Genomic DNA, 23,079 nt, shown 5'->3' with positions numbered 1-23,079 from the left:
ATGACCAAGATGAACTGGCTGGACGAAGTGAAGTGGGACGCGAACGGCCTGGTGCCGGTGATCGCGCAGGAACAGGGCAGCAAGGACGTGCTGATGTTCGCCTGGATGAATCGCGAGGCCCTGCAAAAGACGGCCGAGCTGGGCCGCGCCGTCTACTTCAGCCGCTCGCGCGGCAAGCTCTGGTTCAAGGGCGAGGAGTCGGGCCATGTGCAGACCGTGCACCAGATCCGCATGGACTGCGACAACGACGTCCTGCTGCTCGAGGTCACGCAGACCGGCCACGAGCCCGGCATCGCCTGCCACACCGGCCGCCACAGCTGCTTCTTCAGCAAGTACGAGAACGGCCGGTGGACCGTGACCGAACCGGTCCTGAAGGATCCCTCAACGATTTACCCTGTCTCGCCCCGATGAGCACAGACACTCAACGCCCGATGGAAGACGCACTGGCCCGTCTGGCCGCCGTGATCGAGAGCCGTCTGCCCGCCCATGGCGGCGACCCCGACAAGAGCTACGTCGCGCGCCTGCTGCACCGCGGCCCCGACGCCTTCCTCAAGAAGATCGGAGAGGAGGCCACCGAGGTGGTGATGGCCGCCAAGGATGCCGACCACGGCGGCGAACGCACGAAAATAGTGAACGAAGTGGCCGACCTCTGGTTCCACAGCATGGTGGCCCTGGCCCACTACGGCTTCTCGCCGCGCGACGTGGTCGCCGAGCTGGAGCGGCGCGCAGGCACCAGCGGCATCGAGGAAAAGGCCTTGCGCAAGGCGCAGGACCGCGAAGCTTCCAACGACTGAGTCCAACGATCGAGACTGAGAGGACGCCATGCCCAACGACATCGTGACCGTCGAGCCCGATTCGTCGCTCAAGACCTGGGGCTGGATCAGTTACATCCTGCATCTGGTCGTCGCCGTAGGCGCCGTGCTGCCCGGTACGCAAGCCTCCATCGCACTGCTGCTGATCGCGCTGGTGATCGACCTGGTCAAGCGCGACGATGCCGCCGGCACCTGGCAGGCCTCGCACTTCAGCTGGCGCATCCGCTCGGTGCTGTGGGCCGGCCTGGCCTACATCCTGACCTCCTGGCTCTGGCTGCTGTTGCTGCTGCCCGGCTGGATCGCCTGGGCGCTGATTTCACTGTGGTTCCTCTATCGCATCGTCAAGGGGATGGTGCGCATGAATGCGGGCCGTTCCATGGAGCCTTCGAATGTCCTCTGATCCGAACTGCATCTTCTGCAAAATCGCTGCGGGCCAGATCCCCTCGCGCAAGGTCTACGAGGACGACGAGCTGTTCGGCTTCCACGACATCGCGCCCTGGGCGCCGGTTCACTTCATGCTGGTGCCCAAGCGCCACATTCCCTCGATGGCCCAGGTTACGCCGGAAGATTCGGCGCTGCTCGGCCGAATCATGACGCTGGCCCCCAAGCTGGCCCTCGAGCAGGGCTGCCGGCCCTATCCTCAGGGCGGCTTTCGCATCGTGGTGAACACGGGCGCCGAGGGCGGGCAGGAGGTTCACCATCTCCATGTCCATGTCATGGGCGGACCCCGCCCCTGGCTCAAGGGTTGATATTCCGTTCTGCGCCGGGGGCTGCCTCTCGCGCCGACTAAAATCGAACATTCTTCAGGAGTAATCCATGGGTTCACTTTCCATCTGGCACTGGCTGATCGTGCTGCTCGTCGTCGTGATGATTTTCGGCACCAAGAAGCTGCGCAACATGGGCTCCGACCTGGGCGGCGCCGTCAAGGGCTTCAAGGACGGCATGAAGGACGGCTCGGCGCCCGAGACGCCCGCCACCCCGAACCCCCAGGTGAGCGCCAACAGCAGCAACGCCGACAAGTCGACCATCGACGTCGAAGCGCGCCAGAAGTCCTGAGCACGCTGCCTCCGTGATCGACCTCGGCATCTCGAAACTGGCGTTGATCGGCGCCGTCGCGCTGATCGTGATTGGGCCCGAAAAGCTGCCGCGGGTCGCGCGCACCGTCGGCACGCTGCTGGGCAAGGCCCAGCGCTACGTGAACGACGTCAAGGCCGAGGTCAACCGCTCGATGGACCTCGACGAATTGCGCAAGATGAAGGACACGGTCCAGGACGCCGCCCGCGACGTCGAGCACAGCATCCAGACCGGCGCCAGCGAGTTCGAGAAGCAGTTCTCCGAGGTCGGCCAGACCGGCTCCGAGCTGACCGAGCCGACCCCGAGCTACCCCGAGTACAAGCACCCCCGCAAGAAGTGGCGCCTGAAGCAGGGCGCCATGCCGCAGTGGTACAAGGCACGCAACGGCGTCCGCACCCGGGCGCTTTCGGGTGCGGCGCGCGTGGCGCGCTACCGCCCGCACAAGATCAACTGAGAGCCGTCCGCTCGTTCCGGCCGCGCGCAGCGCGCCCCCAACCTCGCCCGCAGCGCCCCACATGGCCGATTCCCCCGACAAGAACAAAGAAGACGAGCTGGCCGGCACCGAGCAGCCTTTCGTCGCGCACCTGATGGAGCTGCGCGACCGCCTGCTCTACTGCGTCTACGGGCTCGCGATCGCAGGCGTCCTGCTGGCGATCTGGCCCGGCCCGAGCGGCCTGATCGACCTGATCGCCGTGCCGATTCGCTCCCACATGCCGCCCGATGCCAAGCTGATCGCAGTGGGCGTGTTCTCGCCCTTCTTCGTGCCGCTGAAGGCGCTGATGATGGCGGCGGTGCTGCTGACCCTGCCCTGGCTCATGTACCAGGCCTGGATGTTCGTCGCGCCCGGCCTCTACAGCCACGAAAAGAAGTTCGCGCTGCCGCTCATCATCTTCGGCAGCTTCCTGGCCTATGCCGGCATCGCCTTCGTGCAGTTCTTCGTGCTCGACAAGATGTTCGGCTTCATCCAGAAATTCACGCCGGAGGCGGTAGCGGCAACGCCTGACATCGCGTCCTACGTCGAAGCCATCTTGTCGCTCTATCTTGCGTTCGGCGTGGCTTTCCAAGTGCCGATCGTCGTGATGCTGCTCGTTCGCTTCGAAATGGTCACCATCGAGAAGCTGAAGAGCTTCCGCGGCTACTTCATCGTGCTGGCCTTCGTGGTGGCGGCGGTGCTCACGCCGCCCGACGTGGTCTCGCAACTCGCGTTGGCGATCCCGATGTGCGTGCTCTACGAAGTCGGCATCGTCGCCGCGCGCTACTTCGTCAAGCACAGCAAGGCGCCCGACGAAAGCGAAAGCGCCGACTCGCCGCAGCCCTGAGCGGCGCCGACTACTCGGTCTGCGGCCCGCGGCGCACCGGGCTGCGGGGCCGAAGGCCCGGCGTGACGTCCAGCTCCATCTTGTCGCTGCCGCGCTGAAGCGCAAAGCGCGTGGCGTCGCCGGGCTTGAGCCCCGCGACCGCCGTCAGCAGCTCCTGCACGTTGCCGATCTGCTTCTCGCCGACGCCGGTGATCACGTCCCCGGGGCGAACGCCCGCCCGCGCGGCCGGGCCGTTCTGCAGCACGCCGGTGATGATCACGCCCTTGCGGGCCTTGACGCCGAAGGTCTCCGCCAGCTCCGGCGAGAGGTCGTTGGGCTCGACGCCGATCCAGCCGCGCGTGACCTTGCCTTCCTTGACGATGTCTTCCAGCACCTGCTTGGCGGTGGAGACCGGGATGGCGAAGCCGATGCCCATGCTGCCGCCCGAGCGCGAGTAGATCGCGGTGTTGATGCCCTCGAGGTTGCCGTTCACGTCGACCAGCGCGCCGCCCGAGTTGCCGGGGTTGATGGCCGCATCGGTCTGGATGAAGTTCTCGAAGGTGTTGATCCCCAGCTGGTTGCGCCCCAGCGCCGAGACGATGCCGCTGGTCACGGTCTGGCCGACGCCGAAGGGATTGCCGATGGCCAGCACCTGGTCGCCCACCTGCAGGTTGTCCGAGTTGCCCAGCACGACCACGGGCAGCTTGTCGAGCTCGATCTTGAGCACCGCGAGGTCGGTGTCGGGGTCGGTGCCGATCACCTTGCCGCGCGCGTGGCGGCTGTCGTTGAGCGTGACGTCGATCTCGTCGGCGCCCTCCACCACGTGGTTGTTGGTGAGGATGTAGCCGTCAGCGCTCACGATCACGCCGCTGCCCAACCCGATTTGCGGCTGGTCGCCCTGGTCGCCGAAGAAGAAGCGGAACCACGGGTCGTCGCTGCGGGGGCTGCGCCGCGCCGCCTTGCTGGTGTTGATGCTGACCACGGCCGGGGAGGCCTTCTTGGCCGCGGCGCTCAGGCTGCCGGGCGTGAGCGCCGACGGGTTGGACGCCGGCGCCTCGATCACCGACACCACGCCGCCCAGCGATGTGGCGCGCCGGCCGATCCATTCGGGCTTGAGCGTGGCGACGACGAAATAGGCCGCGAGCATCACGGTCACGGCTTGGGCGAACAGCAGCCAGGTGCGTTTCATGAAAAAGCAGGGAGAAAAAGGAGGGTTGCAGCGTTGCCGTGCAAAGCCGGCGTCGAGGAGTCGCATTGTCCCTCAACGTCCGGGCCGTTCCGGTGCGCCTGCGCGCGCAGGGGCTATTCCGGCTCCTGTCCATCTAGGGAAAACCCTGCCGATCGCCCACCCCTGGCCGCGCGCGGGTCCACAATGGCGCGATGAGCACCACCCGACACGAGCTGTTGCACGCCTTCGACCTGCTGCTCGCGCCCGAGCGCTTCAAGGACTACGGACCCAACGGCCTGCAGGTCGAGGGCCGCACCTCGGTGCGCAAGATCGTCTCCGGCGTGACCGCGAGCCGCGCGCTGATCGAGGCCGCCATCCATGCCGAAGCCGACGCGATCTTCGTCCACCACGGCCTGTTCTGGCGCGGCCAGGACGGCCGTGTGACCGGCTGGATGAAGCAGCGGCTGGGCCTGCTGCTCGGCGACGACGTGAGCCTGTTCGCCTACCACTTGCCGCTGGATGCCCATCCCGAGCTCGGCAACAACGCCCAGCTCGGGCTGAAGCTGGGGCTGGTTGCGCACGCGGGCTCGACCGGCCGCTTCGGCGAGCAGGAGATCGGCTTCCTCGGCGCGCCCGGCAACGGCGAGAGCTTCGACAACGCCCGTGCGCTGGCCGCGCACGTGGAGCAGGCGCTGGGCAAGAAGATCACGCTGGTCGACGTGCCGAAGGCGCGGCCCATCCGCAGCATCGCCTGGTGCACCGGCGGGGCGCAGGGCTATTTCGAGGCCGCGATCGCGGCCGGCGCGGACGCCTTCATCACCGGCGAGATCTCCGAGCCCCAGGCGCACTATGCGCGCGAGATGGGCGTGGCCTTCCTGGCCTGCGGCCATCATGCGACCGAGCGCTACGGCGCGCCCGCGGTGGCGGCCCATGTGGCCGCGCAGCTGGGCCTCGCCCACCAGTTCATCGACATCGACAACCCGGCGTGAAGAGCCAGGCCCTTGCCATCACCCTGGGCGATCCCGCGGGCATCGGCCCCGAGATCATCGCGCGTGCCTTTCGCGACGCGCCCGAGCTCACGCGAGGCTGCTTCGTGGCCGGCGACCTGGGGCTCGTGCGCCGGGCGGCGCAGGCGCTCGAGGCGCCGGGACGGCCCGCGCTACCGGTCGCGCTGATCGAGGCGCCGGCCGAGGCGCTGGCCGTGCCGCCGCACTGCATTCCCGTTCTGCAGGTCGTGGCCCCACCCGACGTGGCGATCGCGCCCGGTGCGATCAGTGCGATCGCCGGCCGCGTCGCCGGCGACTGCGTGGTCTGGGCGGCACGCGCCGCCCTGCGCGGCGAAGTGGCGGCCATCGTGACCGCGCCGCTGCACAAGGAGGCGCTGGCGGCAGCCGGCTATGCCTTCCCCGGCCACACCGAGCTGCTGCAGGCCGAGGCCGCGGCTCACCTGGGCCGGCCGCTGGCGGACGTGCCGGTGCGCATGATGCTGGCCAACGACGAGCTGCGCACCGTGCTCGTGAGCATCCACATGTCCTTGCGCGCGGCGATCGAGGCCGTCAGCTTCGAGGGCGTGCTGCAGACGCTGCGCATCACGCACGATTCGCTGTCGGCGCTGCTGGGGCGCGCGCCGAGGATCGGCGTCGCCGGCCTGAATCCGCATGCAGGGGAGGGCGGCCTGTTCGGCACGGAAGAGCGCGAGATCATCGCGCCGGCCATCGCGGCCGCACGCGCGCAGGGCATCGACGCCGATGGACCGCATGCGCCCGACACCGTCTTCATGCGCGCCCGCGCCACCGCGCAGCGCGCCGGCGAATTCGACGTGGTCGTCGCGATGTACCACGACCAGGGCCTGATCCCCGTCAAGTACCTGGGCGTGGAGAAGGGCGTGAACGTGACGCTGGGCTTGCCGCTGGTGCGCACCAGCCCCGATCACGGCACCGCCTTCGATATCGCAGGCAGCGGGCGGGCCGACGCGTCCAGCCTCATCGAGGCGATCCGGATGGCGCGCGCGCTGGTGGACTGACCTTCAGGAGCGCCTGAGGCCGTCGCGGATCTCGCGCAACAGCACGATCTCCTCGGGCGGCGCGGCCGGCGCCGGTGCTTCCTCGTGCCTTCTGCGCAGCTTGTTGATCTGCTTGACCATCAAGAAGATGATGAAGGCGAGGATTGCGAAATTGACCACGATGGTGATGAAGTTGCCGTAGGCCAGCACCGCCACGCCGGCCTTCTTGAGGTCGGCCAGGTTGTTGGCCACGCCCGGCGGTATCGTGCCCAGCACCACGTAGAGGTTCGAGAAGTCCAGCTTGCCGAACACCAGGCCCACGATCGGCATGATGATGTCGGTCACGATGGAGTCGACGATCTTGCCGAAGGCGGCGCCGATGATCACGCCAACCGCGAGGTCGACCACATTGCCCTTGACGGCGAACTCGCGAAATTCCTTTAGAAAACTCATCGGGCTACCTCGCGTGCTTGTTGTTGGTCCGGGGCAGTATAGAGGGGCCCGTGACTCGCGGCCACGCCTCGCGCTCGCGTTGAATCGGCTTGTGACGCTCCGCTACAATCGCCGGCTGACCCCCAAGCCCCCAGCGAAGAAGATTGAGGACCCCCATGAGTGACATCTCCGTCGGCCGCCAGCGGATCGACAGCAGCAAGCGGACGTGGTTGATCGCATCAGGCTGTGCCGGCGCAGTGGGCGGAGTGGCCACCGCCATCCCGTTCGTCAGCACCTTCCAGCCTTCTGAAAAAGCCAAGGCCGCCGGCGCACCCGTCGAGGTGGACATCGGTGGTCTTCAGCCCGGCGAGAAGATGACCGTCGAATGGCGCGGCAAGCCGGTGTGGATCCTCAAGCGCTCGCCGGCCCAGGTCGCCGAACTGGCCAAGCTGGACGACCAGCTCGCCGATCCGCAGTCCAAGCGCAACCCCGACGAGTTCACGCCCGAATACGCGCGCAACGGAGGCCGCTCGATCAAGCCCGAGGTCCTGGTGGTCGTGGGCATCTGCACCCACCTCGGCTGCTCGCCCATCGACAAGCTCCAGCCCGGCCCGCAGCCCTCGCTGCCCGACAACTGGGAAGGCGGCTTCCTCTGCCCCTGCCACGGCTCGACCTTCGACCTGGCTGGCCGCGTCTTCAAGAACAAGCCCGCACCCGACAACCTGCCGGTGCCGCCGCACATGTACCTCTCCGACACGCGCCTTCTGATCGGCGAAGACAAGAAGGCCTGAGGAGCAAAAGGAACATGGCTGAATTCAAGGAAATCTCGCCCAACGCCCCCGCCGGCGACAAGCTGCTGAACTGGGTCGACAACCGCTTCCCGCTGACCAAGCTCTGGAACGACCAGTGGGGCCAGTACTACGCGCCGAAGAACTTCAACTTCTGGTACATCTTCGGCTCGCTGGCGATGCTGGTCCTCGTGATCCAGATCGTGACCGGCATCTTCCTCGTGATGCACTACAAGCCCGACGCGGCGCAGGCCTTCGCCTCGGTCGAGTACATCATGCGCGACGTGCCCTGGGGCTGGCTGATCCGCTACATGCACTCGACGGGGGCCTCGGCCTTCTTCATCGTGGTGTACCTGCACATGTTCCGCGGCCTGATCTACGGCAGCTACCGCAAGCCGCGCGAGCTGATCTGGATCTTCGGCTGCGCCATCTTCCTGTGCCTGATGGCCGAAGCCTTCATGGGCTATCTGCTGCCCTGGGGCCAGATGAGCTACTGGGGCGCGCAGGTGATCGTCAACCTGTTCTCCGCCATCCCCTTCGTCGGGCCCGACCTGGCGCTCTTGATCCGCGGCGACTACGTGGTGAGCGACGCCACGCTCAACCGCTTCTTCAGCTTCCACGTGATCGCGGTGCCGTTGGTGCTGTTGGGCCTGGTGGTCGCGCACCTGATCGCGCTGCACGAGGTGGGCTCGAACAACCCGGACGGCATCGAGATCAAGGCCAAGCGCGGCCCTGACGGCTATCCGCTGGACGGCATTCCCTCGCACCCCTACTACACGGTGCACGACATCTTCGGCGTGGTGGTGTTCCTCACCATCTTCTCGGCCGTGATCTTCTTCGCGCCCGAGGCCGGCGGCTACTTCCTGGAGTACAACAACTTCATCCCGGCCGATTCGCTGAAGACGCCGAACCACATCGCGCCGGTCTGGTACTTCACGCCTTACTACTCGATGCTGCGCGCCATCACCAGCGAGATGATGTATGCGCTGATCGCCTGCGTGGTCGCAGGTGCTGCCTTCGGCGTCTGGAAGGCGCATCTCGCCGCGGTCTTCAAGGCCGTCATCGTGATCGTCGCCGTCGGCGTCGCCGCCATGATGCTGACGATCGACGCCAAGTTCTGGGGCGTGGTGGTGATGGGCGGCGCGGTCATCATCCTGTTCTTCCTGCCCTGGCTGGACCACAGCCCGGTGCGCTCGATCCGCTACCGTCCGACCTGGCACTGGTACCTGTACGGCCTGTTCGTCATCAACTTCGTGGTCCTCGCCTACCTCGGCGTCCAGCCGCCTTCGCCGACCGGCGAGCGCGTGTCGCAGGTCGGTACGCTCTTCTATTTCGGTTTCTTCCTGCTGATGCCGTGGTGGAGCCGCCTCGGCGAATTCAAGCCGGTGCCCGAGCGCGTGACCTTCCACGCGCACTGAGAGAGCCGGAGCACACAACAATGAAGAAACTGATCCTCACGTTGATCGCAGCGCTCGGCATCGTGGCCGGCGCGCATGCCGCCGAGGGCGGCATTGCCTGGGACAAGGCGCCGAACAAGACCAACGACCTGGCCGCCCTGCAAAACGGCGCCAAGCTGTTCGTCAACTACTGCCTCAACTGCCATTCAGCGGCGTTCATGCGCTACAACCGGCTGCAGGACATCGGCATCACCGAGCAGCAGATCAAGGACAACCTGCTGTTCACGACCGACAAGGTTGGCGAGACCATGAAAGCCAACCTCGACCCGGCCCAGGCCAAGGCCTGGTTCGGCGGCGTTCCGCCCGACCTCACGCTGGTCGCGCGCTCGCGCGCCGGCCACGGCGGTACCGGGGCGGACTATCTGTACACCTACCTGCGCACTTTCTACCGCGACGACACCAAGGCGACCGGCTGGAACAACCTGGTGTTCCCGAGCGTCGGCATGCCCCATGTGCTGTGGGAGCTGCAGGGCGACCGCCGCCCGGTCTTCGACAAGGTCGAAGCCCACGGCCACGCGACCGAAGTCTTCAAGGGCTGGGAGCAGGTCACGCCCGGCACCATGACGCCGCTTCAGTACGATCAGGCGATGGGCGACCTCGTGGCCTACCTGCAGTGGATGGCCGAGCCGGCGCAGAACACCCGCATCCGCGTTGGTGTCTGGGTCCTGCTGTTCCTGGTGTTGGCGCTGGTCTTCGTGTGGCGTCTCAACGCCTCGTACTGGAAAGACGTGAAGTAACAGAGGGAACGCGGCCGGCCTTTGCCGGCGCGCGTCCTTGCGGAGTGGGTTGCCGAGAGCTACCCACTCTTTTTAGTTTTTAGGAGCCTTAAGCCATGATGGTCTTGTATTCAGGAACGACCTGCCCCTTTTCCCATCGTTGCCGCTTCGTGCTGTTCGAAAAAGGCATGGACTTCGAGATTCGCGACGTCGATCTCTACAACAAGCCCGAGGACATCAGCGTGATGAACCCGTACGGCCAGGTGCCGATCCTGGTCGAGCGCGACCTGATCCTGTACGAGTCGAACATCATCAACGAGTACATCGACGAGCGCTTCCCGCATCCGCAGCTGATGCCCGGCGACCCGGTCGACCGCGCCCGCGTGCGCCTGTTCCTGCTCAACTTCGAGAAGGAACTGTTCGTGCACGTGTCCACCCTCGAGAACCGCAGCGCCAAGGGCAACGAGAAGGCGCTGGAAAAGGCCCGCTCGCACATCCGCGACCGCCTGACCCAGCTCGCGCCCGTGTTCCTCAAGAACAAATACATGCTTGGCGACAATTTCTCGATGCTGGATGTCGCCATTGCGCCGCTGCTCTGGCGCCTGGATTACTATGGCATCGACCTGAGCAAGAACGCCGCCCCGCTCCTGAAGTACGCCGAGCGCATCTTCTCGCGCCCCGCCTACATCGAGGCGCTGACGCCTTCCGAAAAGGTCATGCGCAAGTAAACGCCGAACGCTGTTGCCGCTTTTTTCATGATCAATGCGCTGGAGTCCTCTTCGACCCGCCCCTACCTGATCCGGGCGCTTTACGAGTGGTGCACGGACAACGGCTTCACCCCCTACGTGGCGGTGCAGGTCGACGACACCGTGCAGGTGCCGCGCGAGTACGTGAAGAACGGCGAGATCGTGCTGAACATCAGCTTCGATGCGACCAGCTCGCTCAAGCTGGGCAACGACTTCATCGAGTTCAAGGCCCGCTTCGCCGGCACCGCGCGCGAGATCAGCGTGCCGGTGGGCCGCGTGATCGCGATCTATGCGCGCGAGAACGGCCAGGGTATGGCCTTTCCCGCGCCAGCGCCTTCCACGGCGCCGGCCGATGCGGGCAGCACGTCCGGCGGTGCGGCAGCGCCCGCGGCGCGCCTGCCGCTGCGCGATGCCTCCCGCGGCGCGGAAGCCGATCCCGGCAAGGTGGTGCACCTGATCAGCGGCGAAGGCGCGACGGAGGACAGCACGGCAACCACCGCGTCCACGCCGCCCGACCCCGAGGATCCGCCCCGCCCGCCGGGCGGCGGCGGCTCGCGTCCTTCGCTCAAGCGCATCAAGTAGCCGCAGGAGCAGGGGAGCGGCGCGTGCAGGGGCGCCGTTAGAATCAACGCCCATTCCCGTGCCGCTTTAGCTCAGTTGGTAGAGCAACCGCCTTGTAAGCGGTAGGTCGTCAGTTCGATTCCGACAAGCGGCACCATCGACCATCTCCCCCCATCCCGGCAAGGCGGCGCGCGACATCGGCGCGCTGGTAGCCTGTCGCCATGGATTCCCTGATCGCCGCCTCCGCGCGTGCCCTCGCTGCCGGCGACGCGCTCGGCGCCCTCAAGCGTGTCGCCCTGCGCGAGGACCCTCCGGCGCTGGCCCTGCGCGGCATTGCCATGGCCCAGCTCGGCGAGCATCCGAGAGCGCGCGAGCTCCTGCGGCGCGCCGCCCGCGGCTTCGGCACCCATGAGGAACTGGCGCGCGCCCGCTGTCTCGTTGCCGAGGCCGAGGTGGCGCTGGCCATGCGCGACCTCGGCGGCTCGCCGCGCTCGCTGGCGGCCGCGGCGGCCACGCTCGAGGCGCGCGGCGATCGCGCCAACGCGCTGCAGGCACGACTGATCGCGGCGCGCCGGCTACTGCTGCTCGGCCGTCTCGACGAGGCCGCGGTCGCGCTGGCGCGCCTCGACGCGCGCGGCCTGCCGCCGTCGCTGGCGGCGGTGGCCGAGTTGAGCGCGGCCGAGCTGGCGCTGCGCTCGCTGCGCACCGGCCCGGCCCAGGCGGCGCTCGCCCGCGCGCAAGAGGCGGCCGATCGCGCAGGCGTGCCGGCGCTCCTGGCCGAGGTGGCGGAGGCGGGCGCGGTGCTCGGTCGTCCCGCCGCCCGGCGCCTCTTCGCCGGCGGCGAGCAGGCGCTGCGGCTCGATGAGGTGGCCGCGCTCCTGGGCTCCGGCGCGCTGGTGGTCGACGCCTGCCGGCGCGGCCTGGGTGCCGACCCCGAATGGCGGCAGCTGGCGCGGCGGCCCGTGCTGTTCGCGTTGGCGCGCGCGCTTGCCGAGGCGTGGCCCGGGGATGTGGATCGGGAAGCCCTGATTGCCTGCGTATTCCGCACCCAGTACCCCGACGAGACGCATCGGGCGCGCCTGCGGGTCGAGATCGGCCGCCTGCGCGCACTCGTCACGGGGCTGGCCCTCATCGAGGCCACCGCGCGCGGCTTCGCCCTCAGGCCGCGCGACGAGCGCGCCGTCGTCGTGCTCGCACCGCCCATCGACGGCGAGCAGGCTTCGCTGGTGGCGCTGCTCTCGGATGGCGCGGCCTGGTCGACTTCGGCCCTGGCCTTGGCCTTGGGGGCCAGCCAGCGCACCGTCCAGCGCGCGCTGGTCGAGCTCGAGTCGGAGGGGCGCGTGCGCTCCATCGGTCGGGCCCGGGCCCAGCGCTGGCTGGCACCGCCGCTCGCCGGATTCACGACGATCTTGTTACTCCCTGCTGCGCTGCCGATTGAATAGAGTTGTCTCCAGGCGCCGATCCCGAGGCGCACCACAAGGAGCAGCGATGAGCAGCAAGACAAGCAAGGGCAGGCCCGAGGCCGCGGTGCAAGCGGCCGAGATCGTCCGCGAGTACGGTCCCTTTCCCGGGGTCGACCAGGTGGCCGGCGTGACCCATGATGGCCAGCGCGTCTGGGCCGCCACCGGCGCGAGGCTGATCGCCTTCGACCCCGAAAGCGGCGAGACCACGCGCACCCTGGCCTGCGCCGGCGACGCCGGCACCGCCTTCGACGGCAAGCACCTTTACCAGATCGCCGAGTCGCGCATCGACAAGATCGATCCGGCCACCGGCGAAGTGGTGGCGTCGATCCCGGCGCCGGGTAGCGGGAGCGACTCGGGCCTCACCTGGGCCGAGGGCAGCCTGTGGGTGGGGCAGTACCGCGACCGCAAGATCCACCAGATCGACCCCACGACCGGTGCCGTGATTCGCACCATCGAGTCCAACCGCTTCGTCACCGGCGTGACCTGGGTCGATGGCGAGCTGTGGCATGGAACGTGGGAAGGGGACGAGAGCGACATCCGCCGCATCGACCCGGCCAGCGGCGCCGTGCTCGAGCGGCTGGAGATGCCGCGCGGCGCCGGCGTCAGCGGGCTCGAGTCCGACGGGGCCGATCTCTTCTATGCCGGCGGCGGCGCGAGCGGAAAGGTCCGCGCCGTGCGGCGCCCCAGAAGCGCGTCGAACCACGACAGGAGCCCGTCATGAACACAGTGAACCGTCCCGTCGTGTCGAAGGCGCAATGGATTGAGCAGCGCAAGACCCTGCTGGCGCGCGAAAAGGAGCTGACGCGTCTGCGCGACCAGATCGCCCGCGAACGTCGCGCGCTGCCGTGGGAACGCGTCGAGACGGATGACGTCTTCGAAGCCCCCGAGGGCCGGCGCACGCTGGGCGAGCTGTTCGGAGACCGCCGGCAGCTGCTGGTGCAGCACTTCATGCTCGCGCCGGGGTGGGAGCAGGGTTGTCCGAGCTGCTCGTTCATGGCCGACCACACCGACGGCATGAACGTGCACCTGGCGCATCGCGACGTCAGCTTCGTGGCCATCTCGCGCGCGCCGCTGGCAGAGATCGAGCGCTTTCGCCGGCGCATGGGCTGGCGGTTCAAGTGGGTGTCCTCGCATGGCACCGACTTCAACTACGACTTCGGTGTCAGCTTCACGCCGCAGGAGGTGGCGCGGGGCAAGCTCCACTACAACTACGGCGAGTGGCCGATGGCGTCGGAGGAATGGCCCGGCATCAGCGTGTTCTACAAGGACGACGCGGGCGAGATCTTCCACACCTACTCGACCTACGGGCGCGGCGTGGAAGTGATGATGGGCACGTACGCCATGCTGGACCTCACGCCCAAGGGCCGCGACGAGGGCGACGGACCCTACAAGATGGATTGGGTGCGCCACCACGATCGCTACGAGCCGGAACCGGCGGCGAAGCCGGCCGCCCATTCATGCTGCGTACACGATTGAAGGACGCCCAACCTGAGCCGGAGCACATGGCATGGCAAGCCTTTGGCCATGGCTGGCAGTCGCAGGAGCCGGCGCCCTCCACGGGCTGAATCCTGCCACCGGCTGGATGTTCGCTGCCGCCTGGGGCGTGCGTTCGCGCGATCGGGCGCAAGCGCTGCGGGCGCTGGTGCCGATCGCGCTCGGGCATGCCGCGTCGGTCGCGCTGGTGGCCGCCGCGGTCGCCTTCGGCCTGTCGATGGATCGCGTGGTGCTGCAAGCCGTGGCGGGCGGGCTGCTGATCGTTGCCGCGCTGCTTCACCTGTCGGGCCACACACCCCAGAGGGCCCGCGCGCCGGCAGGACATGCCGGACTGGCGCTCTGGTCCTTCATGATGTCCACCGCGCACGGTGCCGGCTTGATGCTGGTGCCGGCGCTGATCCCGCTCTGCCTGGGCGACGCGTCGGCCGGGGAGGGCGGCGCATCGGGTTCGCTGGTCCTGGCGTGCGCGGCCGTCGGCGTCCACACCGCCGCGATGCTCGCCGTCACCGGCGTGATCGCTATCGGGGTTTGCCGCGGCTTCCTCAGGCGGTCATGGCGGGTGAGCCCGAATCCTGTCGCCAAGGCTGCTTTTCCAGTGCCCGAACCGCGTGCAGCACAGGAAGTGCCGCGAGCGCCGCAGTCAGATGCTTGAGGGTGTGACCCGAGATCAGCTCGTGCGTCGCCTCGAAGATCGCGTGGTCCGAAAGCTCGAACAGCTTGGCCAGGCCGTAGAAGAGCATCACCCAACCCGGCTTGAACCCGATGCCGCTGCCCATCGGCTTGGCAAGCGCCAGCGCCAGGAGCAGCACCATGCCGCCGAACTGGACCAGGGCCCATGGCAGCACGTTGCCGGTCTCGTGAAAGACGCCCACCGCCAGCAAGCCGCCGGCCAAAGTGAACCAGGCGGCCGGCCAGCCGGCGCGCGCGCTCACGCGGTCGCAGACCGCAACGCCCACGATGCCGGCGAACGCGATGGCCATGCCGGCACGATCCGCGGCCAGCCGCAAACTGTCAGGGTGCAGGTGATAGAAGGCCGACCCCGCGGCGGTGAGGATCAGGCCTGCGAAGAACAGCCAGGCGCAGTCGAGTGCGTTGTCGTTTGCCTGCCTTGTCCCTGCGGGCGGCGGCACGGCGTCCTGGGCGGCCTCCCGTGTCCGGTCCAGCCGGCGCAGCTGGAGCAGGCCCCAGATGCCGATCGCCGCGAAGGCCAGATTGCTCAGCACGTCCATCGCGTTCGGCAGCCCGTACCAGGCACGGTCGTCGGCAAAGGGCGCGGCAGCCCGTTCAGGGGTGGGCAGGGCAGGTCCGACAAAGGCGGCCGCCAGCAGCAAGGCGAACAAAACCAGCAGTGCGCATTCGCGATGCGAGAGGGACGGACGACGCAGCATGGTGGAACTCACGCCGCCTTCGGCTCCGGGAGGATGGCCGTCAGGGCGAAGTCGACGAGATGGAGCCAGGTCGCCTCGAGGCCCATGATGTTGTGGTGGTCGGAGCCGGTGATCGTCTGCACGCTGATGGGCGTCGGCCAGGCCGCGATGAGCTTCTGCGAGCGCTCCGGCAGCACGACATCGTCCCGCTCGGCCAGGAGAACCTGGGTTTTCGCCGCGACCTCCTTGCTGTGCGCCAGGGAGTTGAACTGGTGCCGCAGCAACAGGGAAAGCGGAACCAGCGGAAAGCGCCGCTTCGCCACCTCCAGCATCGAGTCGTAGGGCGTGACCAGCTGCAGGCTCGCGACCTCTTGCCGCGCCACCAGCTGGATGGCCACGCCGGTGCCCAGGCTCCGGCCGACGACGTGCAGGCGGGCGTGCGGGAGGGCCCGGCGCAAGTGATTGGCGAACTGGCTCGCGTCCTGCACGGAGGCGAGCTCGGAGGGGTGCCCCTCGGAGTCGGCTACCCCGCGGTAGTTGATCGCGGCAAAGCCGAAGCCTTCCGGAAGCCAGTGCAACGCCTGCGCCGTGGCGCGGACGTCCTCGCCGCGGCCCGCGAAGTAGATGAACAGGTCCCGCAGCGCCTCCTCGCCATGCGGGTGGTAGACGTACCCCCGGACCATCCCGCCCGGCACGGTGTGCGAGTACGTGGAGAAATCGTCGGACAGGTGGACGACGGGGTGCTTGCGGGCGTTGAACAGGATGTGGCCTTGGCGTGCCGCCAGGAGGGCCCAGTAGGCCGCAATGCTGCCGATGGCAGCTGCCGAAGCCGATAGTGCAATGCGAGAGACTCTGGATGACAAGGTTCTGCTTCTCAATGGCGGGTGTGGACTTTCAGGCGCAGGGTCACGTCAGGCCACCCCCTGGACTTCAATCGCGCCTGCAGCGCAGGCACCAGCTGCCGCAGCTTGGCCGCCGCGGCGCTGCCCCGCACCAGCAGGCACCAGCTGTCGCCTTCCACCGGCCCCGCCTGGACCGCCGCGCGCATCTCGGGCGGGATCAGTTCCTGGATCGCCTGGAGCCGTTCGGAGGCGTCGCGCGCGCGCGCCATCAGGCTCGCGAGCGTGGGCGAATCCTGGGCGGCCTGCTGCAAGGTGACGGGGTGCAAACGACGGTTCATGACAAGGTAGTGAAATGGCAACGCGGCTAAAATGCCCGGTTTGCCGGCATTCGTGCCGGCGGGGCGCGTGCCATTTGGCGTGTTGATTTTGCGCCAGGCGCGCCCACCTGCTTTCACTATCTTAGGAATTTCGGTCGCGGACCCGCATGCCATGGGGTCGCTGTCGACCCGCTCGCATGGCCACCAACTTCCTGACCCAGATCTTCGGCAGTCGCAACGACCGGCTCCTCAAGCAGTATCGCAAGACGGTCGAGCGCATCAACGCGCTCGAGGCGGACTTCGAAAAGCTCAGCGACGAGGCGCTGCAGGCCAAGACGCAGGAATTCAAGGACCGCGTGACGCGCGGCGAGTCGCTGGACGACCTGCTGCCCGAAGCCTTCGCTGTCGTGCGCGAGGGCTCCAAGCGCGTGATGAAGATGCGCCACTTCGACGTGCAGCTGCTCGGCGGCATGGCGCTGCACTACGGCAAGATCTCCGAGATGCGCACCGGCGAGGGCAAGACGCTGACTGCCACGCTCCCCGTGTACCTGAATGCGCTGACCGGCAAGGGCGTGCACGTGGTGACGGTGAACGACTACCTCGCCAACCGCGACGCGCGCTGGATGGGCCGCCTCTACAACTTCCTCGGGCTCACGGTCGGCATCAACCTGCCGCAGATGCCGCGCGAGGAGAAGCAGCAGGCCTACGGCAGCGACATCACCTACGGCACCAACAACGAGTACGGCTTCGACTACCTGCGCGACAACATGGTCTACGAGACGCAGGACCGGGTGCAGCGCGGGCTGAACTACGCCATCGTCGACGAGGTGGACTCGATCCTGATCGACGAGGCGCGCACCCCGCTGATCATCAGCGGCCAGGCCGAAGACCACACCGATCTCTATCTGGCGATCAACAAGGTCGTGCCGCTGCTCACCCGGCAGGAGGGCGAGGCCGACCCGCGCACCGGCGAGGGCGTCACCAAGCCGGGCGACTTCACGGTCGACGAGAAGACCCACCAGGTGTTCCTGACCGAAGACGGCCACGAGAAGGCGGAGCAGGTGCTCTCCGAGTTCAAGCTGCTGCCCGACGGTGCCTCGCTCTACGATCCGGCCAACATCACGCTGATGCATCACCTCAATGCCGCGCTGCGGGCGCGGCATCTCTACCACCGCGACCAGCACTACGTGGTGCAGCAGGGCGAGGTCGTGATCGTCGACGAATTCACCGGCCGGCTGATGACGGGCCGGCGCTGGAGCGACGGCCTGCACCAGGCCGTGGAAGCCAAGGAAGGCGTGGAGATCCAGGCCGAGAACCAGACCCTCGCCTCGATCACCTTCCAGAACTACTTTCGCCTCTACGCCAAGCTCGCCGGCATGACCGGCACGGCCGACACCGAGGCCTACGAGTTCCAGGAGATCTACGGCCTGGAGACCGTGATCATCCCGCCCAACCGTCCGAGCAAGCGCGATGACCAGCTCGACCGCGTCTACAAGACCACGCGCGAGAAGTACGAAGCCGCCATCCAGGACATCCGCGAGTGCTACGAGCGCGGCCAGCCGGTGCTGGTGGGCACCTCCTCGATCGAGAACTCCGAGATCATCGACGGCCTGCTCGCCAAGGCCGGCCTGCCGCACCAGGTGCTCAACGCCAAGCAGCACGCGCGCGAAGCCGAAATCGTGGCGCAGGCGGGGCGCACCAAGATGATCACCATCGCGACCAACATGGCGGGTCGCGGCACCGACATCGTGCTCGGCGGCAATGTCGAAAAGGTGATCGAAACGGTCGAGGCGAACGAGGAACTCGACCCCTCGGCGAAGGCCGCCGAGATCGCGCGCCTGCGCACCGAATGGGACAAGGACCACGAGTTCGTCAAGTCGGTCGGCGGCCTGCGCATCATCGCCACCGAGCGCCACGAGTCGCGGCGCATCGACAACCAGCTGCGCGGCCGCTCGGGCCGCCAGGGCGACCCCGGCTCCTCGCGCTTCTACCTGAGCCTGGACGATCCGCTGATGCGCATCTTCGCGGGCGACCGCGTCAAGGCCATCATGGACCGCCTCAAGATGCCGGACGGCGAGGCGATCGAGGCCGGCATCGTCACCCGCAGCATCGAGAGCGCGCAGCGCAAGGTCGAGGCGCGCAACTTCGACATCCGCAAGCAGCTGCTCGAGTACGACGACGTGTCGAACGACCAGCGCAAGGTGATCTACCAGCAGCGCAATGACATCCTCGACGCCGGCGACCTCACGGCGCAGATCGAGGCCCTGCGCGAGGGCTGCTTCACCGACCTCGTCCGCCAGTACGTGCCGGCCGAGTCGGTCGAGGAGCAGTGGGATTTGGCGGGCCTCGAGAAGACCCTGTCCAGCGAATGGACCATCGACCTCCCGCTGCAGAAGGAAGTGGAGGCCGCCACCGCCATGACCGACGAGGACGTGGTCGAGAAGGTGATCGCTGCCGCCAACGAGGCCTTCAACGCCAAGGTGGCGCTGATCGGCCAGGAGAACTTCACGCAGTTCGAGCGCATGGTGCTGCTGCAGAGCATCGACACGCACTGGCGCGAGCACCTGGCCTCGCTGGACTACCTGCGCCAGGGCATCCACCTGCGCGGCTATGCGCAGAAGCAGCCCAAGCAGGAATACAAGCGCGAGGCCTTCGAGCTCTTCGGCCAGCTGCTCGATTCGGTGAAGAACGAAGTCACGCGCCAGCTGATGACGGTGCGCGTGCAGTCCACCGAGCAGCTGGAGCAGGCCGCCGAGGCGATGGAAAGCCGTGGCGAGAACCTGGCCAACATCACCTACAGCGCCCCGACCGAGACCGGTGAGGTCGAAGTCCGCGTCGACGAGGAAAGCCAGCGCCGCCTGGCGGCGATCGCCACCGGCCATGCTGCCGGCGCCGCCGCCTTCGCGCGCGTGGGGCGCAACGATCCCTGTCCCTGCGGCAGCGGCAAGAAATTCAAGCATTGCCACGGCAAGCTGACCTGACGCACCCAGGCTTACGACCTCGCAGAGAAAGAAAGCGCCAACGCCATGCCCGTGAATCTCTCCGCTCCCGATCCCGCCGCGCTGCACGCGGTGCCCGGCGTCCGCATCGGCGTGGCCGAGGCGGGCGTGCGCAAGGCCAACCGCAAGGACCTGACCGTGGTGCTGATCGACGAGGGCGCCGCGGTCGGTGGCGTCTTCACGCAGAACCGCTTCTGCGCCGCGCCGGTGCAGGTCTGTCGCGAGCACCTGCAGAAGGACTTCGGCATCCGCGCAATGCTGATCAACACCGGCAACGCGAACGCCGGCACCGGCGAGGACGGGCTGGCACGCACGCGCGCCACCTGCATCGCGCTGGCCCGCAAGCTCAACGTGGCGCCGGAGCAGATCCTGCCCTTCTCGACCGGCGTGATCATGGAGCCGCTGCCCATCGACCGCATCGAGGCCGGCCTGCCGGCCGCGCTGGCCGATGCGCAACCCGCCCACTGGGCGCGCGCGGCCGAGGGCATCATGACCACCGACACCGTGCCCAAGGCCTTCAGCCGGCAGCTGCAGATCGGCGGCGCGACCGTCACCGTGACCGGCATCAGCAAGGGCGCCGGCATGATCCGTCCCAACATGGCGACCATGCTGGGCTTCATGGCGACGGACGCGAAGATCGCGCCGGCCTTGATCCAGCCCTTGGCCAAGGCGCTGGCCGAGGCCTCCTTCAACCGCGTGACCATCGACGGCGACACCTCGACCAACGACTCCTTCGTGGTGATCGCGACGCAGCAGGCCGCGCATGCCACCATCGACTCGCTGGACTCGGCCGAGGGCCGTGCGCTGGTCGAGGCGATGCAGGCGGTCGCGCGCCTGCTGGCCCAGGCCATCGTGCGCGACGGCGAGGGGGCGACCAAGTTCATCACCGTGCGCGTGGAGGGCGGCCGCGACGCTGCCGAATGCCGGCAGGTGGCCTATGCCGTCGCGCATTCGCCGCTGGTCAAGACGGCGTTCTACGCGAGCGACCCGAACCTCGGCCGCATCCTGGCGGCCGTCGGTTATGCCGGGATCTCCGACCTGGATCAGACGGGCATCGATCTCTACCTCGACGACGTGCATGTGGCCGTCAAGGGCGGGCGCAATCCGTCCTACCGCGAGGAAGACGGCCAGCGCGTGATGAAGCAGAGCGAGATCACCGTGCGCATCGCGCTCGGCCGCGGCGAAGCCGCCGACACCGTGTGGACCTGCGACCTGAGCCACGACTACGTCTCGATCAACGCCGACTACAGGTCATGAATGAGAAGTTTGAAAAGCTGATCGAGCGGGCCGAGCAGTTGATCGGCCGCATCGAATCCATCCTTCCCCAGCCGCTGTCCGCCCCCGCCGACTGGAACGCCTCGATCGCCTGGCGCTACCGCCGCCGCAGCTCGGGCCATGGCACGCTGGAGCCGGTGCGCCACATGGCGCCCATGCCGCTCGATGCGCTGAAGGAAATCGACGTCCAGAAGGAAAAGATCGAGCGCAACACCCGCCAGTTCGTGGAGGGCAAGCCGGCCAACAACGTGCTGCTGACCGGTGCCCGCGGCACCGGCAAGTCTTCCCTGATCCGCGCCTGCCTGCACGCCTATGCACCGCAGGGGCTGCGCCTGATCGAGGTCGACAAGGCCGAGCTCACGGACCTGCCCGACATCGTCGAGGTGGTGTCGCAGCGGCCCGAGAAGTTCATCGTCTTCAGCGACGACCTGAGCTTCGACGAGGGCGAGCCGGGCTACAAGGCGCTCAAATCCATCCTCGACGGCTCGGTGGCCGCGGCCACGCCCAACGTGCTGATCTATGCGACCAGCAACCGGCGCCACCTGCTGCCCGAGTACATGAAGGACAACCTCAGCTACACCCACACCGAGGACGGCGAGGTCCATCCGGGCGAGGTGATCGAGGAGAAGATCTCGCTGTCGGAGCGTTTCGGCCTCTGGGTGAGCTTCTATCCCTTCAGCCAGAACGAGTACCTGGCGATCGTCGCGCAGTGGCTGTCTTCCTTCGGCGCCGATGCCAAGACCATCGAAGGCGCGCGTGCCGAGGCGCTGGTCTGGGCGCTGGAGCGCGGCTCGCGCAGCGGCCGCGTGGCCTACCAGTTCGCGCGCGACTACGCCGGGCGGCACTGAGCACGGCCATGGCGGACGCGCGCAAGCACACCGAGGTGGCGGTCGGCATCCTGATCCGCGAGCAAGACGAGGCGCTGCTGCTGTCGACCCGCCCCGAAGGCAAGCCCTATGCCGGCTACTGGGAATTCCCGGGCGGCAAGATCGAGAGCGGCGAATCGATCGAGCAGGCGCTGCGGCGCGAACTGCACGAGGAGCTCGGCATCACCATCGATGCCGCCGAGGTCTGGAAGACCACCGAGCACGACTACCCGCACGCACTGGTGCGCCTGCACTGGTGCAAGGTGCGCGCCTGGCAGGGCGAATTCGAGATGCGCGAAGGCCAGGCGATGCGCTGGCAGCAACTGCCGCTGTCGGTGACGCCGGTGCTGCCGGGTGCGCTGCCGGTGCTCGACTGGCTTGCGCAGGAGCGCGGCCTGCCCGGGGCCGCCTACTGAAGCTTGGGGTCGCCGAAGGCCTCGTCGTCGGGCGGGGCGTCCGCCGGCATGCGGAATTCCTCGGTGGCCCAGGCGCCGAGGTCGATGCCCTTGCAGCGCGCGCCGCAGAAGGGGCGGTAGGGGTTGCTCGGTCCGTAGACGCTGTCCTTGCCGCAGGCCGGGCAGCGGACGATGCGCTCGCCCGAAGGGGTCTTCTTGCTCGTCGCCATGGCTGGCCTCAGGCGCAGAGGGTGAGCTCGAAGGGCGTGTCCTCCGTGCTCTGGTGCAGGCGGTCGTCGGCCTCGTGCCGCATCAGCCGCACCGACACCATGAGCCGGTTGCCGCTGATCTCGGGGATGAGCCCCAGCCGCGGATCGATGCGCAGCCTCAGCAGCTGGAAGCTGCGGCCTTGCGGCAGGTTCTGCTGGAACTGGCCGTTCGTCGCGATCACCTTGTAGGGCACGTCGGTGTCGCGCAGCAGCTTCAGCAGCAGGTAGATCGATTCGGCCAGCGGCGCGAGCGTGGAGGACCAGCGTTCCAGGTCGGCCCGGCGCTCGTGGGCCTGGCGGTGCTGCCAGGCGTAGTAGGCGGGCAGGTCGAACTCGCAGGTGCCGCCGGGAATGCTGGCGCGGCTGCGGATGCTCATGAGCCACTCGTTCTCGGTCAGCGCCTGGCCGGCCTTGCCGGCAATCGAGTTGAGCGTCGCGAAGTTGGTTTCGAGCTTGCCGACTACCTGGTCCAGCACGGCCTCGGAAATCGCGGGGTTGCCGCGATAGCTGTTGAAGACGTTCTTGTGCTTGTCCAGGTCGCGCATCACGTCGGCCTTCAGGTCGGCGCGTGCGGCCACGTCCATGATCTCGAAGATCGTCACCAGCGCGTAGTGGTGGGACAGGGCCGAGTCGGCAGGGACCAGTTCACCGAGGCGGCGGAACAGGTGCTCCAGCCGCAGGTAGGTCCGGATGCGCTCGTTGAAGGGGTATTCGTAGAGGATCACGTGTCTGTGGGTT

29 protein-coding genes and 1 tRNA gene are annotated in these 23,079 nt (G+C 67.7%); 23 read left to right on the top strand and 7 right to left on the bottom strand.

All coding sequences use genetic code 11. The features are described 5' to 3' along the window. Positions 1 to 9: 9 nt before the first annotated feature. From hisI to tatC, 7 genes are all read left to right on the top strand, one after another. Entirely contained in the window at positions 10 to 411 is a 402-nt protein-coding gene (gene hisI / locus AC3A6X_RS02875; protein WP_487841086.1) for a phosphoribosyl-AMP cyclohydrolase, read from the top strand. Continuing rightward, complete coding sequence (locus AC3A6X_RS02870) at positions 408 to 794, top strand: phosphoribosyl-ATP diphosphatase (protein ID WP_309964956.1); 387 nt, start codon at positions 408 to 410, stop codon at positions 792 to 794. The genes hisI and AC3A6X_RS02870 overlap by 4 nt, the downstream gene beginning before the upstream one ends. Before the next feature lie 28 nt (positions 795 to 822). Next, entirely contained in the window at positions 823 to 1,212 is a 390-nt protein-coding gene (locus tag AC3A6X_RS02865) for a DUF4870 family protein (protein WP_106555011.1), read from the top strand. Then, positions 1,202 to 1,561: a histidine triad nucleotide-binding protein gene (locus AC3A6X_RS02860; RefSeq protein ID WP_309964960.1), complete on the top strand. Its 360-nt coding sequence runs from the start codon at positions 1,202 to 1,204 to the stop codon at positions 1,559 to 1,561. Before AC3A6X_RS02865 ends, AC3A6X_RS02860 begins: the two co-directional genes overlap by 11 nt. 67 nt (positions 1,562 to 1,628) lie before the next feature. Continuing rightward, positions 1,629 to 1,868: a Sec-independent protein translocase subunit TatA gene (gene tatA, locus AC3A6X_RS02855; RefSeq protein ID WP_309964963.1), complete on the top strand. Its 240-nt coding sequence runs from the start codon at positions 1,629 to 1,631 to the stop codon at positions 1,866 to 1,868. Positions 1,869 to 1,881: 13 nt separating this feature from the next. Then, positions 1,882 to 2,340, top strand: a complete 459-nt coding sequence (gene tatB, locus AC3A6X_RS02850) for a Sec-independent protein translocase protein TatB (RefSeq protein ID WP_487840722.1) — start codon at positions 1,882 to 1,884, stop codon at positions 2,338 to 2,340. Between the two features lie 61 nt (positions 2,341 to 2,401). Beyond that, a complete protein-coding gene (gene tatC / locus AC3A6X_RS02845; protein ID WP_106555007.1) occupies positions 2,402 to 3,205 on the top strand; it encodes a twin-arginine translocase subunit TatC in 804 nt (267 codons plus the stop codon). Between the two features lie 10 nt (positions 3,206 to 3,215). On the opposite strand, the gene AC3A6X_RS02840 is transcribed toward tatC, so the two are convergent. After that, positions 3,216 to 4,373: a S1C family serine protease gene (locus tag AC3A6X_RS02840; protein WP_487840721.1), complete on the bottom strand. Its 1,158-nt coding sequence runs from the start codon at positions 4,371 to 4,373 to the stop codon at positions 3,216 to 3,218. Between the two features lie 191 nt (positions 4,374 to 4,564). On the opposite strand from AC3A6X_RS02840, the gene AC3A6X_RS02835 reads away from it, so the two are divergent. Continuing rightward, a complete protein-coding gene (locus tag AC3A6X_RS02835) occupies positions 4,565 to 5,341 on the top strand; it encodes a Nif3-like dinuclear metal center hexameric protein (RefSeq protein WP_487840720.1) in 777 nt (258 codons plus the stop codon). Continuing rightward, positions 5,338 to 6,375 carry a 4-hydroxythreonine-4-phosphate dehydrogenase PdxA gene (pdxA, locus tag AC3A6X_RS02830; RefSeq protein ID WP_487840719.1) on the top strand — a complete coding sequence of 346 codons (1,038 nt, stop codon included), beginning with the start codon at positions 5,338 to 5,340 and terminating at the stop codon, positions 6,373 to 6,375. The genes AC3A6X_RS02835 and pdxA overlap by 4 nt, the downstream gene beginning before the upstream one ends. A 3-nt stretch (positions 6,376 to 6,378) precedes the next feature. Here pdxA and mscL read toward each other — a convergent pair whose 3' ends face one another. Then, positions 6,379 to 6,807, bottom strand: a complete 429-nt coding sequence (gene mscL / locus AC3A6X_RS02825; RefSeq protein WP_487840718.1) for a large conductance mechanosensitive channel protein MscL — start codon at positions 6,805 to 6,807, stop codon at positions 6,379 to 6,381. A gap of 155 nt (positions 6,808 to 6,962) precedes the next feature. On the opposite strand from mscL, the gene petA reads away from it, so the two are divergent. From petA to AC3A6X_RS02775, 10 genes are all read left to right on the top strand, one after another. Continuing rightward, entirely contained in the window at positions 6,963 to 7,577 is a 615-nt protein-coding gene (petA, locus tag AC3A6X_RS02820; protein ID WP_487840717.1) for a ubiquinol-cytochrome c reductase iron-sulfur subunit, read from the top strand. 14 nt (positions 7,578 to 7,591) lie between these two features. Next, positions 7,592 to 8,992, top strand: coding sequence for a cytochrome b (locus AC3A6X_RS02815; RefSeq protein ID WP_487840716.1), 1,401 nt, complete (start codon positions 7,592 to 7,594; stop codon positions 8,990 to 8,992). 20 nt (positions 8,993 to 9,012) lie between these two features. Beyond that, positions 9,013 to 9,768, top strand: coding sequence for a cytochrome c1 (locus AC3A6X_RS02810; protein ID WP_487840715.1), 756 nt, complete (start codon positions 9,013 to 9,015; stop codon positions 9,766 to 9,768). Positions 9,769 to 9,863: 95 nt separating this feature from the next. Beyond that, a complete protein-coding gene (locus AC3A6X_RS02805) occupies positions 9,864 to 10,475 on the top strand; it encodes a glutathione S-transferase N-terminal domain-containing protein (RefSeq protein WP_068684852.1) in 612 nt (203 codons plus the stop codon). A gap of 27 nt (positions 10,476 to 10,502) precedes the next feature. After that, on the top strand, positions 10,503 to 11,075 hold the full coding sequence (locus AC3A6X_RS02800; RefSeq protein WP_487840714.1) for a ClpXP protease specificity-enhancing factor: 573 nt from the start codon (positions 10,503 to 10,505) through the stop codon (positions 11,073 to 11,075). Positions 11,076 to 11,135: 60 nt separating this feature from the next. Beyond that, positions 11,136 to 11,211: transfer RNA gene (locus tag AC3A6X_RS02795), tRNA-Thr, on the top strand. A 64-nt stretch (positions 11,212 to 11,275) separates the two neighbouring features. Then, the gene (locus AC3A6X_RS02790) at positions 11,276 to 12,496 is read left to right on the top strand and encodes a helix-turn-helix domain-containing protein (RefSeq protein WP_487840713.1); all 1,221 of its coding nucleotides are present in this window, start codon (positions 11,276 to 11,278) and stop codon (positions 12,494 to 12,496) included. A 46-nt stretch (positions 12,497 to 12,542) separates the two neighbouring features. Continuing rightward, entirely contained in the window at positions 12,543 to 13,238 is a 696-nt protein-coding gene (locus tag AC3A6X_RS02785) for a Vgb family protein (RefSeq protein WP_487840712.1), read from the top strand. Next, complete coding sequence (locus tag AC3A6X_RS02780; protein WP_487840711.1) at positions 13,235 to 13,993, top strand: DUF899 domain-containing protein; 759 nt, start codon at positions 13,235 to 13,237, stop codon at positions 13,991 to 13,993. Before AC3A6X_RS02785 ends, AC3A6X_RS02780 begins: the two co-directional genes overlap by 4 nt. Before the next feature lie 31 nt (positions 13,994 to 14,024). After that, positions 14,025 to 14,663, top strand: a complete 639-nt coding sequence (locus AC3A6X_RS02775) for a hypothetical protein (protein WP_487840710.1) — start codon at positions 14,025 to 14,027, stop codon at positions 14,661 to 14,663. On the opposite strand, the gene AC3A6X_RS02770 is transcribed toward AC3A6X_RS02775, so the two are convergent. The 3 genes from AC3A6X_RS02770 to AC3A6X_RS02760 form a co-directional block, all read right to left on the bottom strand. Then, entirely contained in the window at positions 14,554 to 15,342 is a 789-nt protein-coding gene (locus AC3A6X_RS02770) for a hypothetical protein (RefSeq protein WP_487840709.1), read from the bottom strand. The two genes, AC3A6X_RS02775 and AC3A6X_RS02770, sit on opposite strands and share 110 nt — an antisense overlap. A 65-nt stretch (positions 15,343 to 15,407) precedes the next feature. Then, complete coding sequence (locus tag AC3A6X_RS02765) at positions 15,408 to 16,241, bottom strand: alpha/beta hydrolase (RefSeq protein ID WP_487840708.1); 834 nt, start codon at positions 16,239 to 16,241, stop codon at positions 15,408 to 15,410. An 11-nt stretch (positions 16,242 to 16,252) separates the two neighbouring features. After that, positions 16,253 to 16,558 carry a hypothetical protein gene (locus AC3A6X_RS02760; RefSeq protein ID WP_487840707.1) on the bottom strand — a complete coding sequence of 102 codons (306 nt, stop codon included), beginning with the start codon at positions 16,556 to 16,558 and terminating at the stop codon, positions 16,253 to 16,255. A 176-nt stretch (positions 16,559 to 16,734) separates the two neighbouring features. Between AC3A6X_RS02760 and secA the strand changes: the two genes are divergently transcribed. Genes secA through mutT form a run of 4 tightly spaced genes read left to right on the top strand, consistent with a single transcriptional unit; the run spans position 16,735 to position 22,093 of the window. Beyond that, the gene (gene secA / locus AC3A6X_RS02755; RefSeq protein WP_487840706.1) at positions 16,735 to 19,518 is read left to right on the top strand and encodes a preprotein translocase subunit SecA; all 2,784 of its coding nucleotides are present in this window, start codon (positions 16,735 to 16,737) and stop codon (positions 19,516 to 19,518) included. Between the two features lie 45 nt (positions 19,519 to 19,563). Beyond that, a complete protein-coding gene (argJ, locus tag AC3A6X_RS02750; RefSeq protein ID WP_487840705.1) occupies positions 19,564 to 20,793 on the top strand; it encodes a bifunctional glutamate N-acetyltransferase/amino-acid acetyltransferase ArgJ in 1,230 nt (409 codons plus the stop codon). Continuing rightward, entirely contained in the window at positions 20,790 to 21,659 is an 870-nt protein-coding gene (locus AC3A6X_RS02745) for an ATP-binding protein (RefSeq protein ID WP_487840704.1), read from the top strand. The genes argJ and AC3A6X_RS02745 overlap by 4 nt, the downstream gene beginning before the upstream one ends. Positions 21,660 to 21,667: 8 nt before the next feature. Further along, positions 21,668 to 22,093, top strand: a complete 426-nt coding sequence (gene mutT / locus AC3A6X_RS02740; RefSeq protein WP_106554990.1) for an 8-oxo-dGTP diphosphatase MutT — start codon at positions 21,668 to 21,670, stop codon at positions 22,091 to 22,093. Here the strand turns inward: mutT and AC3A6X_RS02735 are convergent. Both AC3A6X_RS02735 and zapD read right to left on the bottom strand, forming a co-directional pair. Beyond that, on the bottom strand, positions 22,087 to 22,302 hold the full coding sequence (locus AC3A6X_RS02735) for a DNA gyrase inhibitor YacG (RefSeq protein ID WP_309965019.1): 216 nt from the start codon (positions 22,300 to 22,302) through the stop codon (positions 22,087 to 22,089). The genes mutT and AC3A6X_RS02735 overlap by 7 nt on opposite strands. A gap of 8 nt (positions 22,303 to 22,310) precedes the next feature. Next, positions 22,311 to 23,066: a cell division protein ZapD gene (gene zapD, locus AC3A6X_RS02730; protein ID WP_487840703.1), complete on the bottom strand. Its 756-nt coding sequence runs from the start codon at positions 23,064 to 23,066 to the stop codon at positions 22,311 to 22,313. Positions 23,067 to 23,079: the final 13 nt, after the last annotated feature.

Source organism: Variovorax sp. Soil_C_12 (assembly GCF_057657375.1).
This window is presented reverse-complemented; position numbering and strand designations above follow the sequence as displayed.

Coding starts and splice junctions, on each gene's coding strand:
- tatC (WP_106555007.1), top strand. CDS start 2,402: ATGGCCGATTCCCCCGACAAGAACAAAGAAGACGAGCTGGCCGGCACC.
- AC3A6X_RS02790 (WP_487840713.1), top strand. CDS start 11,276: ATGGATTCCCTGATCGCCGCCTCCGCGCGTGCCCTCGCTGCCGGCGAC.
- AC3A6X_RS02745 (WP_487840704.1), top strand. CDS start 20,790: ATGAATGAGAAGTTTGAAAAGCTGATCGAGCGGGCCGAGCAGTTGATC.
- AC3A6X_RS02840 (WP_487840721.1), bottom strand. CDS start 4,373: ATGAAACGCACCTGGCTGCTGTTCGCCCAAGCCGTGACCGTGATGCTC.
- AC3A6X_RS02870 (WP_309964956.1), top strand. CDS start 408: ATGAGCACAGACACTCAACGCCCGATGGAAGACGCACTGGCCCGTCTG.
- AC3A6X_RS02865 (WP_106555011.1), top strand. CDS start 823: ATGCCCAACGACATCGTGACCGTCGAGCCCGATTCGTCGCTCAAGACC.
- petA (WP_487840717.1), top strand. CDS start 6,963: ATGAGTGACATCTCCGTCGGCCGCCAGCGGATCGACAGCAGCAAGCGG.
- AC3A6X_RS02800 (WP_487840714.1), top strand. CDS start 10,503: ATGATCAATGCGCTGGAGTCCTCTTCGACCCGCCCCTACCTGATCCGG.
- AC3A6X_RS02780 (WP_487840711.1), top strand. CDS start 13,235: ATGAACACAGTGAACCGTCCCGTCGTGTCGAAGGCGCAATGGATTGAG.
- secA (WP_487840706.1), top strand. CDS start 16,735: ATGGCCACCAACTTCCTGACCCAGATCTTCGGCAGTCGCAACGACCGG.
- AC3A6X_RS02815 (WP_487840716.1), top strand. CDS start 7,592: ATGGCTGAATTCAAGGAAATCTCGCCCAACGCCCCCGCCGGCGACAAG.
- tatA (WP_309964963.1), top strand. CDS start 1,629: ATGGGTTCACTTTCCATCTGGCACTGGCTGATCGTGCTGCTCGTCGTC.
- AC3A6X_RS02775 (WP_487840710.1), top strand. CDS start 14,025: ATGGCAAGCCTTTGGCCATGGCTGGCAGTCGCAGGAGCCGGCGCCCTC.
- mutT (WP_106554990.1), top strand. CDS start 21,668: ATGGCGGACGCGCGCAAGCACACCGAGGTGGCGGTCGGCATCCTGATC.
- AC3A6X_RS02785 (WP_487840712.1), top strand. CDS start 12,543: ATGAGCAGCAAGACAAGCAAGGGCAGGCCCGAGGCCGCGGTGCAAGCG.
- AC3A6X_RS02835 (WP_487840720.1), top strand. CDS start 4,565: ATGAGCACCACCCGACACGAGCTGTTGCACGCCTTCGACCTGCTGCTC.
- hisI (WP_487841086.1), top strand. CDS start 10: ATGAACTGGCTGGACGAAGTGAAGTGGGACGCGAACGGCCTGGTGCCG.
- AC3A6X_RS02760 (WP_487840707.1), bottom strand. CDS start 16,558: ATGAACCGTCGTTTGCACCCCGTCACCTTGCAGCAGGCCGCCCAGGAT.
- AC3A6X_RS02810 (WP_487840715.1), top strand. CDS start 9,013: ATGAAGAAACTGATCCTCACGTTGATCGCAGCGCTCGGCATCGTGGCC.
- AC3A6X_RS02805 (WP_068684852.1), top strand. CDS start 9,864: ATGATGGTCTTGTATTCAGGAACGACCTGCCCCTTTTCCCATCGTTGC.
- mscL (WP_487840718.1), bottom strand. CDS start 6,807: ATGAGTTTTCTAAAGGAATTTCGCGAGTTCGCCGTCAAGGGCAATGTG.
- AC3A6X_RS02860 (WP_309964960.1), top strand. CDS start 1,202: ATGTCCTCTGATCCGAACTGCATCTTCTGCAAAATCGCTGCGGGCCAG.
- argJ (WP_487840705.1), top strand. CDS start 19,564: ATGCCCGTGAATCTCTCCGCTCCCGATCCCGCCGCGCTGCACGCGGTG.
- AC3A6X_RS02735 (WP_309965019.1), bottom strand. CDS start 22,302: ATGGCGACGAGCAAGAAGACCCCTTCGGGCGAGCGCATCGTCCGCTGC.